This is a genomic window from Amycolatopsis sp. 505 (assembly GCF_031625235.1).
Taxonomy (GTDB): domain Bacteria; phylum Actinomycetota; class Actinomycetes; order Mycobacteriales; family Pseudonocardiaceae; genus Amycolatopsis.
Map to the genome: position 1 here is coordinate 91406 of NZ_JACKQP010000017.1, position 13633 is coordinate 105038.

Here is a 13633-nt window from a genome sequence, read left to right on the forward strand (position 1 = left end):
CCGCCGTTCCGGTGTGCCGCGCTTTGCACCCGTTCGAGTGGTGAACTTGTGTTCGATGGTCGGTAATCTTGATCTATGTCCGACAGTGGTTCTTCGTCTGCCGAGGCGGTGGCTTTCGCCGACCGTCTCGGTGAGTTGCTCGCGTGTATGCGGTCTGCTGAGGCGGAGCTGGGGGCGCTGGTGGTGGAGATCGAGCAGCGTGGGGTGATGGAGGTGTTCGGCTACCGGTCTGTTGCCCGGTTGCTGGAGCATCTCGGTGACCTTCCGAGGTCGGCGGCGGAACGTCTGGTGAAGCGTGCTCGCTTGGTCAATCCGGGCCGCGCTCTCGATGGCACCCCGATCCCGGCTCTGGCGCCGGGCACGGGTGTTGCTGCCTTGTCTGGGTCGCTGAGTGATCCGATGATCGACACGATTACCGGGGTGCTGGCCGAGGTTCCGCCTGAGCATCGCGACCGCGTCGAGGCTGATCTGTTGGCGTTCGCTGCCGAGGCCGGGCACAAGCAGGTCGCGGTTCTCGGTGCCCGGATCCTTGCTCCCCTCAACCCCGATGGCGCCGAACCCGACGACACTGAGCCGGTCGTCCCGGTTCGGGAGTTGTTCCTGCGGCGTCGAAGATCCGGGGTGTGGGTGTTGAACGGCAAGTTCGACGATGAGACCGGCACCCGGGCCAGCGCCCTGCTCGATGCCCTGGCCGAACGCCGCACCGGCGACGACGGTCCCGACCACCGCCCCCGCCCCCAGCGCTACGGCGACGCGTTCTCCGACGCGGTCGACCTGGCGTTGAATTCCCCGGATTTGCCGATGCAGGCCGGGGAACGGGCCCACGTCATGGTCGCGGTCTCCCTCACCGACCTGCAGTCCGGCACCGGTCAGGCCACGCTCGGTGACACCGGGACCATGACCGCCGCCGAAGCCCGGGTCCACGCCTGCGACGCCATGGTCATTCCGGCGGTGTTGGGTGCGAAGAGTGAACCGCTCAACCTGGGTCGCCTTCGCCGTTTGATTTCCGCCGGGCTTCGCCGGGCGTTGTTCCTGCGCGACCGCGGTTGCGCGTTCCCCGGCTGTCACCGCCCGCCGCGGCACTGCCAGGGCCACCACATCCGGCATTGGGCCGACGGTGGCCCTACTGACCTGAACAACCTGGTGTTGATGTGCGCCCACCACCACCGGCTGCTGCACCGCTCAGGCTGGGAGGTCCGCATCGCCGCCGATGGTCTCCCGGAATTCCTTCCACCGATCTTCCTGGACCGGCGCCGAAAACCCCGGCGCAACAACCTCCACGAACCGCTGCCATTCGCAGCCTGAACACGGGAAAGGCCCGCGGCCACACGGCCGCGGGCCCGCACCCGCGTCACCCGGCCGGCCCGCTCCCGCTATTGACATCTTGCCAGTAGCGTCCCGCTGCAATAGCTTCCTCACCATGGCCGACTACGCCGAGATCACCTACGCCGTCGAGGACCGGGTTGCCACTGTCACCCTCGACCGGCCTGAGGCGCGCAACGGCTACACCATCCGGATGGCCGATGAGCTCGCCGCCGCCATGGAGCGCGCCGATCGGGATGAAGACGTCCGGGTTGTCGTGCTGACCGGTGCCGGGAAAGACTTCTGCGTCGGGGCCGATCTCTCCCAAGGCGGCTTCGACTTCGATCCCGCCGAGGGGCCCGGGGACGCCTGGCAGGAGCCCGCCGGCCGGTGTTCGAAGCGGATCTTCACCATGAACAAGCCCGTCATCGCCGCCCTGCACGGGGCCGCCGTCGGCGGCGGGCTCACCATCACGCTCTCGTGCGACTACCGGCTCGCCTCCGAGGACTCGCGGTTCGGCTTCGTGTTCACCCGCCGCGGCATCTACCCCGAAGGCGCGTCCGCCTGGTTCCTGCCCCGGCTCGTCGGGATGGGGACCGCGCTCGACTGGATGGTCAGCGGGCGCGTCTTCGATGCGGCCGAAGCGCAGGAAAAAGGCTTGGTGCACAAGGTGTTCCCCACCGGCACCGTGCTGGACGAAGCGAAGAAGCTCGCGAAGGAGATCGTCGAGACGACCGCGCCGGTGTCGGTCGCCGTCACGCGGCAGCTGCTCTACCGGATGGCGAGCGCCGAATCGCCGTTCCCCGTGCACGAACTGGACTCGAAGCTGATCGGCGGGCTCGGCACCAACCCCGACGCCGTCGAGGGTGTCCTGTCGTTCCTGCAGAAACGGCCGCCGTCGTTCGGGATGCGCGTCGAGAAGGACCTGCCCGACTACCTGCCCTGGCTGGAGAAATGACCACCTACCCGCCGCAGCCCTGGCACCTCGTCGCCGACGCCCACGTGTCGATCTGGCGGGTCCCCGCGCACGACGTGCACCCCAGCGCGCTGTCCGTCGCCGGGTTCACCACCGTCTTCACCGCCTGGATCAGGTACCACGAGCCGGGGCAGCTCAGCTACCACGAGCTGCTCGCCGCCGTCCCGGTGCGCGGGAAGCGGACCACCTGCACGATCACGCAGATCTGGGTCGACTCCGAAGTCTCCCTCGCCGGCGGGCGTGAGCTGTGGGCCATCCCGAAGGACCTCGCCGCCCTCCAGTTCACCGACCGCACCTACACCGCGGCCACCGGCGACGACTGGATCGCCACCGCGGCCTTCACGCCGCGGCCGGGCTCACCCCTCGCCCTCCCCAGCCGGTTCGACGTCCTCCAGGACCGCGACGGCACCCCCGTCCGGACGCCGGTCGGCGCGAAGATCCGGCCCAGGCTCGCCGCCGCCGACTGGGCGGTCAACGCGCGCGGCCCGCTCGGCTACCTCGCCGGTCGGCGGCCGTTCCTGAGCCTCGCGCTGCCCGGCAGCGAGCTGCGGTTCGGAGCTTGAGCAGCACCTCTGGGTGATCACGCAACCTCGCCAGAGTGAACTCGTGACACGCCATCTGGGGTCCCGTGCGCACCCCGACCCCTACATGTAGTCTCTCAACACCGGCAGCCCCCAGCGACGGGGAGACCGCTGCGGAGGGTCGCCGGGCAGCTTTGGAGAAACCGCAGCGCACGGCCTCGCGAGGCCGTGTGGCGATCGAACGCGCCCGAAAACTTGGAGACACGCATGTCAGTCGAAACCGGTCAGCGGCCGTCCGCTGCCGACTCACCCACCGCGATCCGGGTCATCCGGCGGGACGGCAGCGTGTCGCCGTTCGACGCCGGGAAGATCTCGGTCGCGCTGACCAAGGCGTTCCTCGCGGTCGAGGGCGGCGACGCCGCCGCGTCCTCCCGCGTGCACCACGTCGTCGCGGAGCTGACCCAGCAGGTCGAGACCACCCTGCTGCGTCACGCCGGCCCCGAAACCGCCCTGCACATCGAGCAGATCCAGGACATCGTCGAGCTCGCGCTGATGCGCGGTGAGCACCACAAGGTCGCCCGCGCCTACGTCCTCTACCGCGAGGAGCGCGCGAAGGCCCGCGAGGCCGCGAAGCCGGCCGCGACCGAGGCCGCGCTGAACGTCAAGGGCACCGACGGCGTCCTGCGCCCGCTCGACTGGGCCCGCGTTTCCCACGTGGTGGGCGAGGCCGTCGCCGGCCTGGACGACGTCACGGCCGAGCCGGTGCTGGCCGAGACCAAGCGCAACCTCTACGACGGCATCAGCGCCGACGAGCTCGCCCTGGCCCAGATCATGGCCGCCCGCGTGCTGGTCGAGCAGGAGCCGAACTACTCCTACGTCTCCGCCCGCCTGCTGCTGGACAAGCTGCGCGGGGAAGCGCTGAGCTACCTCGCGCAGAAGCCGCGTCAGGCCAGCCAGGACGAGATGGCCGCCGAGTACCCGGCGTACTTCCGCGCCTACCTGCGCCGCGCGATCGAGCTGGAGCTGGTCGACGGCGAGCTGCAGCGCTTCGACCTGGACAAGATCACCGCCGCGATCCGCCCCGAGCGTGACCTCGACTTCGGCTTCCTCGGCCTGCAGACGCTGTACGACCGGTACTTCCAGCACCACGACGGCACCCGCTTCGAGCTGCCGCAGGCGTTCTTCATGCGCGTCGCCATGGGTCTCGCGATCCGGGAAGACGACCGCGAAGCCCGCGCGATCGAGTTCTACGAGCTGCTGTCGAGCTTCCACTTCATGGCCTCGACGCCGACGCTGTTCAACTCGGGCACCACGCGCCCGCAGCTGTCGTCCTGCTTCCTGACCACGGTGGACGACGACCTAGACTCCATCTTCCAGGCGTACAAGAACAACGCGCTGCTGGCGAAGTACTCGGGCGGCCTCGGCAACGACTGGACGCCGGTCCGCGGCCTCGGCGCGCACATCAAGGGCACCAACGGCCAGTCGCAGGGCGTCGTGCCGTTCCTCAAGATCGCCAACGACACCGCCGTCGCGGTCAACCAGGGCGGCAAGCGCAAGGGCGCGGCGTGCGCGTACCTCGAGACGTGGCACGTCGACATCGAGGAATTCCTCGACCTGCGCAAGAACACCGGTGACGACCGCCGCCGCACCCACGACATGAACACCGCGAACTGGGTGCCGGACGAGTTCCTCCGCCGTGTCGAGGCTGACGCGCAGTGGACGTTGTTCTCGCCGAACGAGACCCCGGACCTGCACGACCTCTACGGCAACGAGTTCTCCCAGCGCTACCGCGAGTACGAGGCCGCCGCCGAGCGCGGCGAGATCAAGGTGTTCCGGCGCGTCCGCGCGGTGGACCTCTGGCGCCGCATGCTGACCATGCTGTTCGAGACCGGCCACCCGTGGATCACCTTCAAGGACCCGTGTAACCTGCGCTCGCCGCAGCAGCACGTCGGCGTCGTGCACTCGTCCAACCTGTGCACCGAGATCACGCTGAACACCAATAGCGAAGAGGTCGCGGTCTGCAACCTCGGCTCGGTGAACCTGCTCAAGCACGTGACCCCCGAGGGCCTCGACACGAAGCGCCTCGAGAAGACCGTGCGCACCGCCGTCCGCATGCTGGACAACGTGATCGACATCAACTTCTACACGATTCCGGAGGCGCGCCGCTCCAACCTGCGCCACCGCCCGGTCGGGCTGGGGCTGATGGGCTTCCAGGACGCGCTGTTCGAGCTGGGCCTGCCGCTGTCGTCGGAGGCCGCCGTGCAGTTCGCCGACACGAGCATGGAGCACATCTCCTACTACGCGATCTCGGCGTCGACCGACCTCGCCGAGGAGCGCGGCCAGTACCAGTCGTTCGAAGGCTCGCTGTGGAGCAAGGGCATCCTGCCGATCGACTCGATGCAGCTGCTCATCGACGCGCGCCAGGGTGACAACCTCGACGTCGACCTGTCCACGACGCTGGACTGGGCGCCGCTGCGCGAGCGGGTCAAGACCGTCGGCATGCGCAACTCCAACGTGATGGCGATCGCGCCGACCGCGACGATCTCCAACATCTGCGGGGTCGGCCAGTCGATCGAGCCGCTGTTCCAAAACCTGTACGTCAAGTCGAACATGTCCGGCGACTTCACCGTGGTGAACCCGCACCTGGTCCGTTCGCTCAAGGCGCGCGGGCTGTGGGACGAGGTCATGGTCAGCGACCTCAAGTACTTCGACGGCAGCCTCGGCCAGATCGACCGCGTGCCGGACGACCTGAAGGCGCTGTACGCGACGGCGTTCGAGATCGAGTCGAAGTGGCTGGTGGACGCCGGTTCGCGGCGCCAGAAGTGGATCGACCAGGCGCAGTCGCTGAACCTGTACATCGCGGCGCCGAGCGGCCGCAAGCTCGACCAGCTGTACCGCTACGCGTGGCACAAGGGCCTCAAGACCACGTACTACCTGCGGGCGCAGTCCGCGACGCACGTGGAGAAGAGCACCCTGCGCGGCACCGACGGCAAGCTGAACGCCGTCTCGGCCACCCCGGCTCCGGCCGCGGCCGCTCCGGCTCCCGCGCCTGCCCCGGCTCCGGCCCCGTCGCCCTCTCCGTCGCCCAAGCCGGAGCCGGACGTCGACTTCGTGGCCACCGAAGGCGCCGCCTGCCGCATCGACGACCCCGACTGCGAAGCCTGCCAGTAAAGGAATCCCTGCACAGATGACCAACGTGGAGACGACGGACGCGACCGGCCTCGGGGAGATCGAGGTCGGCGCCGCCCGGATCAACGTCGACGACAAGCGCATGATCAACGCGCGCGCCGACGTCAATCAGCTGCTGCCCATGAAGTACAAGTGGGCGTGGGAGAAGTACCTGGCCGGCTGCAACAACCACTGGATGCCGACCGAGGTCGCCATGCAGGCCGACATCGCGCTGTGGAAGTCGCCCGACGGCCTCACCGAGGACGAGCGACAGATGCTCAAGCGCAACCTCGGCTTCTTCGCGACCGCGGAGTCGTTGGTGGCCAACAACATCGTGCTCGCGGTGTACCGGCAGATCACCAACCCCGAGTGCCGCCAGTACCTGCTGCGCCAGGCGTTCGAGGAGGCCGTGCACACGCACACCTTCCAGTACATCTGCGAGAGCCTCGGCCTGGTCGAGGGCGAGCTGTTCAACATGTACCGCGAGGTCCCGTCCATTTCGGACAAGGACGCGTGGGCGCTGAAGTACACGCAGAACCTGGAGAACCCGGACTTCGAGACCGGCACGCCGGAGGCCGACCAGGCGTTCCTGCGTGACCTCGTCGCGTTCTACGTGATCTTCGAGGGCATGTGGTTCTACACCGGCTTCGCGCAGATCCTGTCGCTGGGCCGCCGGAACAAGATGGTCGGCATCGCCGAGCAGTACCAGTACATCCTGCGCGACGAGTCGATCCACCTGAACTTCGGCATCGACTGCATCAACCAGATCAAGATCGAGAACCCGCACCTGTGGACTCCCGAGTTCCAGGAAGAGGTGCGCGGGATGCTGCAGGAGGCGTGCGAGCTGGAGGTCAAGTACGCCCGCGACACGATGCCGCGCGGCATGCTCGGCTTGTCGGCGCAGCTGTGCGAGCAGTACATGCACTTCATCACCGACCGGCGGGCGCAGCAGATCGGGCTGGCGCCGATCTTCGGGGAGACGGAGAACCCGTTCCCGTGGATGTCCGAGGCGATGGACCTGAAGAAGGAGAAGAACTTCTTCGAGACCCGCGTCATCGAGTACCAGTCGGGCGGCGCGCTCGACTGGGACTGAGTCCCTGAAGCACACGGCCCCGCCCCGGTTCGCCGAGGCGGGGCCGTTTCACGTCGTCGCCCGCGTGGCCAGCTCCGCATCCAACGGGCTCAGGTCCGGATCGACGGCCTCGCGCGGCGACCACCACCGGAAGCCGAGTCCTTCCTCGCTCAGGACGAGCCGGGGCGCCGTGGCGAGCTCGGTGCGGTAGACGGCGAGGAACTCCCGCCGCCCGGGATCGGCCAGGTCGAACTCGGCCACCGCGGCGAAGGTCAGCGCGACGTCGTGGATGCCGGTCTCCTCGGCGAGTTCGCGGGCCGCGGCCTCGCGCGCGGTCTCCCCGGGTTCCCGCATCCCGCCGGGCAGTTCCCACTGCCCGCGGCGCTTGTCGAACATCATCAGCACCGCGCCGGCGTGGCGGACCACGACCAGCGAGGCGGCCACGGGCGGCAACTCGCTTTCGGCGACCCACCGCACCGCGAGCAGCACGTTCCCCGCCCGGTCCCGGAGCGGGAGCCCGGCCATCAGAACGCGTAGCGCCGCACGGTTTCCGGGTGCAGCACCAACCTCACCTGCTCCGTGTCCCGGATCGCCTTCGCGTCGGCCGCGCGGTCCGGGTCGTCGAGGTCCCAATACCGCGCCGCCAAGCGCTGCGCCAGCTCCTGCGCCCCGTCCGGCTCGATCGAAACGCGGCCGGCCACCGAAACCCAGCGCTCGCGCTCCCCCACCGGGGCCGCCACCACGATCGACGCGTGCGGATCGCGGCGGACGCGGCGCACCTTGGGCGCGTCCGGCTCCGAGAACAGCTGGATCGTGCCGTCGTCGGCCGCCTCGAACCAGACCGGGCGGGGCTCGGCGCCGGCCACGGTCAGGAACCCGTGCAGGGGACGGCGGAGGAACTCGAGGTCGTCGGAAGTCAGCATGTGCCCAGTGAACCGGAGCCGGCCGGACGATCCCATGGGTGAAACACCGGAATCCCTGTCCATTCGTCTACCCTCACGACCGTGGACGACCTCTTCCGCGGCGTGCGGGCCCACGGCTCGCTGTTCGGCAGCTCCGCCCTCACCCCGCCGTTCTCCCTGCACTTCGTCGACGGCGCCCCGCTGACCCTGTGCACGGCGCTCTCCGGCGGCGGGTGGATCGTCCCCGAGCGGGGCGAACCCGAGCCGCTGACCGCCTACGACACCGTCGTCGTGCGGGGACCGGGCACCTTCACCTTCGTCGACGAGCTCGGCACCGGCGCCGAACCGGTTGCGTGCGGCGAGTACTGCGCCGCCCCCGAACTGGGCGGGACGCGGCACCGGCGCGGCTGGCGCGACGACGGCGACGGCCCGACCACGCTGATCGTCGGCGCCTACCCGGCCGGCGGCGAGGTCAGCCGCCCGCTGCTGGACGCCCTGCCGCCGGTGTTGCGCGTCGACGGCGGCGGCACCGGGGACGCCGTCCTGGACCACCTCGCGGCCGAGGTGGCCGCCGACACGCCCGGGCAGCAGGTCGTGCTCGACCGGCTGCTCGACTGGATGCTCGTCTGCACGCTGCGCGCCTGGTTCGACCGGCCGGGCGGCGAACCCCCGGCGTGGTGGAGCGCCCAGCGCGATCCGGTGGCCGGCCCCGTGCTGCGCCTGCTGCACGACGAACCCGCGGCGCCGTGGACGGTCGCCGCCCTGGCCCAGCGGGCCGGGGTGGCGCGCTCGACGTTGGCCAAGCGGTTCGCCGAGCTCGTCGGCGAACCGCCGCTGACCTACCTCACCCGCCGCCGGATGGCGCTTGCCGCCGACCTGCTGGCCGAGCGGCCGGGCGCAACCGTCGCGGAGGTGGCGCGCGCCGTGGGGTACGCCGACCCGTTCGGGTTCAGCGCGGCGTTCAAACGGGTCCGCGGTGTCACGCCGAGCGAGCACCGGCGCCCGGCTCCACCCGAAAAGACGGCGTCCCAGGTGTTGTCAGAGCGTCAACAAGGGTGCATCGTGGAGGGATAGCCGATCTCGACGCAGGAGATGGTCACCTTGCCGGGCACCGTGAGCCGAGCCGCCGAAGCACTGCGCGAACGCGTGCCGCCCCTGACCGCTCTCCCCCTGCCGCCCAAGGTCGACGAACGGTGGCTTCGATCGCGCTGGCCCGTCAAGGAACTCGCGACGCCTCCCGCGGGCAGCGGCCTCAAGCCCGTGCTCGGCGACGAAGGCCCGCCCGTGGTCGGGCACATGCTGGAGATGATGCGGTTCGGCCCGGCGTTCGGCCTGCGCCGGCACGAGCTCTACGGCCCGGTCTCCTGGACCGGCGGGTTCGGCCGCCGGATCGTCGCGCTGTCCGGGCCCGAGGCGACGCAGATCGCGCTCGTCAACAAGGACAAGGCGTTCTCGCAGGAAGGCTGGAAGTTCTTCATCGAGAAGTTCTTCGAGCGCGGCCTGATGCTGATGGACTTCGGCGAGCACCACCTGCACCGCCGGATCATGCAGGAGGCCTTCACGCGCCCGCGGCTGACCGGCTACGTCGGCGAGATGGGTCCCGCACTGCGCGAAGGTGTCGCGAGCTGGGGCTCGAGCGAACGGCCGCGGCTGTACTGGGCGCTCAAGCAGCTGACCCTCGACGTCGCGACCCGCGTGTTCATGGGCATGCCCAGCGGCGCCGACGCCGCCCGGATCAACCGCGCGTTCGTCAGCTGCGTGCGGGCCGGCACCGCCTTCGTGCGCTTCCCGGTGCCGGGCGGGCGCTGGTCGGCCGGGCTGCACGGGCGCCGGGTCCTGGAGCGCTACTTCGGCGAAACCCTGCCCGCCAAACGGCGTTCGGGCGGTGACGACCTGTTCGCCGCGCTCTGCCAGGCCACCACCGAGGACGGCGACCGGTTCTCCGACACCGACATCGTCAACCACATGATCTTCCTGATGATGGCCGCGCACGACACGACCACCATCACCAGCAGCGCCATGGCCTACTACCTGGCCAAGCACCCGGAGTGGCAGGAACGCGCCCGCGCGGAGTCCCTGGCCCTCGGCGACGACGTCCTCGACATCGAAGCCGTCGAACAGCTGGAAACCCTCGACCTGGTGATGAAGGAGGCGCTGCGGCTGGTGGCGCCGGTGCCGTCGCTGACCCGCCAGACCGTCAAGGACACCGAGGTCCTCGGCCACTATATCCCCGCGGGCACGCTCGTCGGCGTCTCGCCGACCATCAACCACTTCACGCCCGAGTGCTGGACGAACCCCTTCGCATTCGACCCGGAGCGCTTCGCCGAACCGCGGCGCGAGGACAAGTCGCACCGGATGGCGTGGATGCCGTTCGGCGGCGGCGCGCACAAGTGCATCGGGCTCCACTTCGGCGGTCTCGAGGTGAAGTTGCTGATGCACGAACTGCTGCGCGCCTACCGCTGGTCGGTTCCGGAGAGTTACACCGCGCGCTGGGACTACGTCTCGCTGCCGGTGCCCGCGGACGGTCTGCCGGTCCACCTGACCCGTCGCTGACCCGGCCACCATCTACCGCCGCATACACTAGGTAACGAAAAGTTACCGTTTGTGGACATTCGTTCACTCGTTCAGCCGGTAGACACCCCGTGACACACATGATGGCGTGGCATCGATCGTGGGCGAAGGCTGCCTGGTGTGGCTTCATGATCCCCGACACCGTGTCCGACCTGGCCATACCTGTGCGTGAAGAGGTGGAGTGTGCCTGAACCCGGTGCCGCGTCAGGGCTACTGGACGTGGCGCGGCGGTGGGCGGCGACGTTGGCCGACACCAAAGGAGTAACGCTTCCCCCGGAAGAGCTCGAAGCTCTCCTGCTGGAGGTCGCGCACGACGCGGTCGACCAAGCCGGCTCGCAGCACGACGGCGCCCTGCTGCGGTTCACCGCGCTGTACGCCGCCTCGCCGATGGGCATCGCGCTGGCCGACCCCGACGGCGCCATCGTCGAGGCGAACCTCGCGCTCGGCCAGCTGCTCGGCTGCTCGCCAGAACGGTTGCGGGGCAGGCACATCACCGGCCTCGGCTCGACCGACCACGACGTCTCGCGGCTCGCGGCCGGCCTGGAGCAGGTGCGCGCGGGGCGCGACCGCTACCAGGAGCGGATGCTGCTCGACCACACCGAGGACGGGCAGCTCTGGACCGACGTGACGCTCGCCCGGCTGCCCGGCGACCGGCCCGGCTCGATCTACCCGGTGCTGATGGTGTCGGACGCGAACGAGCTGCACCTGCTGCAGGAGCGGCTGCTGCACCAGAACGTGCACGACCCGCTGACCGGGCTGCCCAACGCGTCGTCGTTCACCACCAAGCTCGAGGCGGCGCTCGGCGCCGGCGCCCGCGACGACATCGCGCTGATCTACCTCGACGTCGACGGCTTCAAGGTGATCAACGACGGGCTCGGCGCCGGGGTCGGCGACCAGGTGCTGCGCGGGGTCGCGAACAAGCTCTCGGCGGTGTTCACCGGTCACCACGACGGGTTCGTCGCCCGGCTGTCCGGCGACGGCTTCGCGGTGCTGCTGCGCGGCGAGCTGGCGGCGACCGAGGTCATCGGATTGGTCGAGCGGGCCCTGGAGGACCTCAACGAGCCGATCTACCTGGGCGGGCACGGCATCGGCGTCAGCGCGAGCGCGGGCATCGTCGTGCGCGCGGCGGTCGAGGGCGGCGCAGCGGAACTGCTGCGGGCGGCGGAAATCGCGCTGCACCGGGCCAAGGAGGCCGGCAAGGCGCAGTGGATGCTGTTCGACCCGGAGCTCGACGCCCGCGACCGCGGCCGCTACCAGCTGGGCGCGGTGATCGCCGGCGCGCTGGAGAACGGCGAATTCTCGCTGGTCTACCAGCCCACGGTGAAGCTGTCGCGGCCGGACGAGCTCGCGGCGGTCAACGCCGGGCTGCGGTGGAACCACCCGGAGAAGGGCGAGCTCGGCTCCGAGGAGTTCTACCCGCTGGCCCAGACCACGGGGATGACGGTCCCGCTGGGCCGCTGGCTCCTCGCCGAGTCCCTGGCGGCGACGGCCCGCTGGCGCACGCGCCTGGGCGACGCGGCCCCGGACGTCTGCGTCCGGCTGCCCACCCGGCTGGCGATCGACCCGGACCTGGTGCTGCTGGTGAAGGAGCAGCTGGACAAGCACGAGCTCCCGGCGCGGGCGCTGCGGCTGTGCACCGACCGGGAGTCGATGCTGGACCCGCGCGGCGAAGTCCTGGACTCCCTGGCGGTGCTGGCCGACCTGGGCGCGCAGCTGGTGCTGACGATTTCGGGCTCGGCGGACCTGGAGCTGATCCCGCAGCACCGCCTCCCGGTCCGGCACGTCATCCTGTCGGGCCCGGTCGTCGACGCGCTGGACACCGACGAGCCGGCGGAGTCCGACCTGCGCCACCTGACCCAGCTGATCACCCGGGCCCGTGAGCTGCACCTGAAGGTGGGGGCGGAGGGCGTGCGCACGCACGAGCAGGCGGCCCGGCTGCGCCAGCTGGGAGTGGTCGCGGCGCGGGGGCCGTTCGTGGCCGATTCGGCGACGGGCGACGAGGTCGACGAGCTGATCGCGCGGCACCCGCGGAAGTGAGGACCAAGCCGGTGTCCCGGCGGCTCCGAACGACCGGCAGGATGGGTTCTGCCGCCGACGAGAAGGGACGTCCATGGACGCCGGAGACCTCGCCCCCGACTTCACGCTGCCCGACGACCGGGGCCAGGAGCGCACGCTCTCGGACTTCCTGGCCACCGGGCCCGTGGTCCTGTTCTTCTACCCGGCCGCGATGACCGGGGGCTGCACCGCCGAGAGCTGCCACTTCCGCGACCTCGCGGCGGAGTTCGCGGCGGTCGGCGCGCACCGCGTCGGCATCAGCCCGGACGCCATCACCAAGCAGCGCTCCTTCGCCGAGGCGAACAGCTTCGACTACCCGCTGCTGTCCGATGTGGAGGGTGTGGTCGCGAAGCAGTTCGGCGTGTGGCGCAAACTCGTGCCGCTGCACACCAAGCGCGCCACCTTCGTCATCGGCGAAGACCGGAAGGTCATCGCGAAGATCAAGAGCGAGCTGAACTTCACCGTCCACGCCGACGAGGCGCTCAAGGTGCTGCGGGAGCGGAACAAGGTCTCCTAGCGGGGAGTCAGCCGCCACACGTGGTTGGTGCCCGTGCACGACGGCGCCAGCGGCTTCTCCGCCGGTTCCGTGCGCACCTCGGTGAAGCCGAGCCGGGCGGGCACCGCTCCACTTCGGACGTTCCGCTCGTCGTGCTTGATCTCGACGTACCCGGCGCCGAGGCGGAAGGCCTCGTCCGTCAGGAGCGTGACGGCGCGGGTCATCAGGCCGCGGCCGACGAACCCGGCCGCGAGCCAGTAGCCGATCTCGACGCCGCCGTCGCGGGTCATCACGCCGATGCCGCCGGCCACCTCCGCGCCCAGCCGCACCGCGTATTCGTACGCTTCGCCGCTCTCCCAGCGCTTCGCGGTCAGCCGGAGGAACTCCGCCGAGTCGTCGTCGGTGTAGCCGCCGGCGGCCCAGATCAGGAACGGGCTGAGGTGCGCCAGCGACCCGCTGACGACCTCCGTCAGCGTCGGGCGGTCGCCCGGGTGCCAGCGGGTCAGCGTCAGGTCACCGTCGCGGTAGGTCTCGGCCGGGGCTTCCATGCACTTCATGGTGCCCCGGCCG

Annotated in this window: 12 protein-coding genes; 9 read left to right on the forward strand and 3 right to left on the reverse strand. The window is 70.0% G+C overall.

The genetic code is table 11. From position 1 onward, the window contains the following. Positions 1 to 75: 75 nt before the first annotated feature. The 5 genes from H5965_RS43055 to H5965_RS43075 all read left to right on the forward strand — a co-directional run bounded on the left by H5965_RS43055 (position 76) and on the right by H5965_RS43075 (position 7060). Positions 76 to 1305: a DUF222 domain-containing protein gene (locus H5965_RS43055; protein WP_310977070.1), complete on the forward strand. Its 1230-nt coding sequence runs from the start codon at positions 76 to 78 to the stop codon at positions 1303 to 1305. Between the two features lie 115 nt (positions 1306 to 1420). Continuing rightward, on the forward strand, positions 1421 to 2260 hold the full coding sequence (locus H5965_RS43060) for an enoyl-CoA hydratase-related protein (RefSeq protein WP_310977071.1): 840 nt from the start codon (positions 1421 to 1423) through the stop codon (positions 2258 to 2260). After that, complete coding sequence (locus H5965_RS43065; RefSeq protein ID WP_310977072.1) at positions 2257 to 2841, forward strand: acetoacetate decarboxylase family protein; 585 nt, start codon at positions 2257 to 2259, stop codon at positions 2839 to 2841. Before H5965_RS43060 ends, H5965_RS43065 begins: the two co-directional genes overlap by 4 nt. A gap of 225 nt (positions 2842 to 3066) precedes the next feature. Beyond that, entirely contained in the window at positions 3067 to 5970 is a 2904-nt protein-coding gene (locus H5965_RS43070) for a ribonucleoside-diphosphate reductase subunit alpha (RefSeq protein ID WP_310977073.1), read from the forward strand. A gap of 16 nt (positions 5971 to 5986) precedes the next feature. Beyond that, complete coding sequence (locus H5965_RS43075; protein ID WP_310977074.1) at positions 5987 to 7060, forward strand: ribonucleotide-diphosphate reductase subunit beta; 1074 nt, start codon at positions 5987 to 5989, stop codon at positions 7058 to 7060. A gap of 48 nt (positions 7061 to 7108) precedes the next feature. Here the strand turns inward: H5965_RS43075 and H5965_RS43080 are convergent, their stop codons facing one another. Both H5965_RS43080 and H5965_RS43085 read right to left on the reverse strand, forming a co-directional pair. Beyond that, positions 7109 to 7564 (reverse strand): NUDIX hydrolase, encoded by a 456-nt coding sequence (locus H5965_RS43080; RefSeq protein ID WP_310977075.1) that lies wholly within the window; start codon positions 7562 to 7564, stop codon positions 7109 to 7111. Beyond that, positions 7564 to 7962: a pyridoxamine 5'-phosphate oxidase family protein gene (locus H5965_RS43085; protein WP_310977076.1), complete on the reverse strand. Its 399-nt coding sequence runs from the start codon at positions 7960 to 7962 to the stop codon at positions 7564 to 7566. Before H5965_RS43085 ends, H5965_RS43080 begins: the two co-directional genes overlap by 1 nt. Positions 7963 to 8043: 81 nt before the next feature. Between H5965_RS43085 and H5965_RS43090 the strand changes: the two genes are divergently transcribed. The 4 genes from H5965_RS43090 to H5965_RS43105 all read left to right on the forward strand — a co-directional run bounded on the left by H5965_RS43090 (position 8044) and on the right by H5965_RS43105 (position 13084). Next, positions 8044 to 9015, forward strand: a complete 972-nt coding sequence (locus H5965_RS43090) for an AraC family transcriptional regulator (RefSeq protein WP_310977077.1) — start codon at positions 8044 to 8046, stop codon at positions 9013 to 9015. A gap of 18 nt (positions 9016 to 9033) precedes the next feature. Next, complete coding sequence (locus H5965_RS43095) at positions 9034 to 10494, forward strand: cytochrome P450 (RefSeq protein ID WP_310977078.1); 1461 nt, start codon at positions 9034 to 9036, stop codon at positions 10492 to 10494. A 237-nt stretch (positions 10495 to 10731) separates the two neighbouring features. Then, positions 10732 to 12549, forward strand: coding sequence for an EAL domain-containing protein (locus H5965_RS43100; protein ID WP_310977097.1), 1818 nt, complete (start codon positions 10732 to 10734; stop codon positions 12547 to 12549). 73 nt (positions 12550 to 12622) lie between these two features. Then, positions 12623 to 13084 (forward strand): peroxiredoxin, encoded by a 462-nt coding sequence (locus H5965_RS43105; protein WP_310977079.1) that lies wholly within the window; start codon positions 12623 to 12625, stop codon positions 13082 to 13084. Here the strand turns inward: H5965_RS43105 and H5965_RS43110 are convergent. Then, positions 13081 to 13611: a GNAT family N-acetyltransferase gene (locus H5965_RS43110; RefSeq protein WP_310977080.1), complete on the reverse strand. Its 531-nt coding sequence runs from the start codon at positions 13609 to 13611 to the stop codon at positions 13081 to 13083. The two genes, H5965_RS43105 and H5965_RS43110, sit on opposite strands and share 4 nt — an antisense overlap. Between the last annotated feature and the right edge of the window lie 22 nt (positions 13612 to 13633).

Coding starts and splice junctions, on each gene's coding strand:
- H5965_RS43065 (WP_310977072.1), top strand. CDS start 2,257: ATGACCACCTACCCGCCGCAGCCCTGGCACCTCGTCGCCGACGCCCAC.
- H5965_RS43055 (WP_310977070.1), top strand. CDS start 76: ATGTCCGACAGTGGTTCTTCGTCTGCCGAGGCGGTGGCTTTCGCCGAC.
- H5965_RS43070 (WP_310977073.1), top strand. CDS start 3,067: ATGTCAGTCGAAACCGGTCAGCGGCCGTCCGCTGCCGACTCACCCACC.
- H5965_RS43075 (WP_310977074.1), top strand. CDS start 5,987: ATGACCAACGTGGAGACGACGGACGCGACCGGCCTCGGGGAGATCGAG.
- H5965_RS43105 (WP_310977079.1), top strand. CDS start 12,623: ATGGACGCCGGAGACCTCGCCCCCGACTTCACGCTGCCCGACGACCGG.
- H5965_RS43110 (WP_310977080.1), bottom strand. CDS start 13,611: ATGGAAGCCCCGGCCGAGACCTACCGCGACGGTGACCTGACGCTGACC.
- H5965_RS43085 (WP_310977076.1), bottom strand. CDS start 7,962: ATGCTGACTTCCGACGACCTCGAGTTCCTCCGCCGTCCCCTGCACGGG.
- H5965_RS43095 (WP_310977078.1), top strand. CDS start 9,034: ATGGTCACCTTGCCGGGCACCGTGAGCCGAGCCGCCGAAGCACTGCGC.
- H5965_RS43080 (WP_310977075.1), bottom strand. CDS start 7,564: ATGGCCGGGCTCCCGCTCCGGGACCGGGCGGGGAACGTGCTGCTCGCG.
- H5965_RS43060 (WP_310977071.1), top strand. CDS start 1,421: ATGGCCGACTACGCCGAGATCACCTACGCCGTCGAGGACCGGGTTGCC.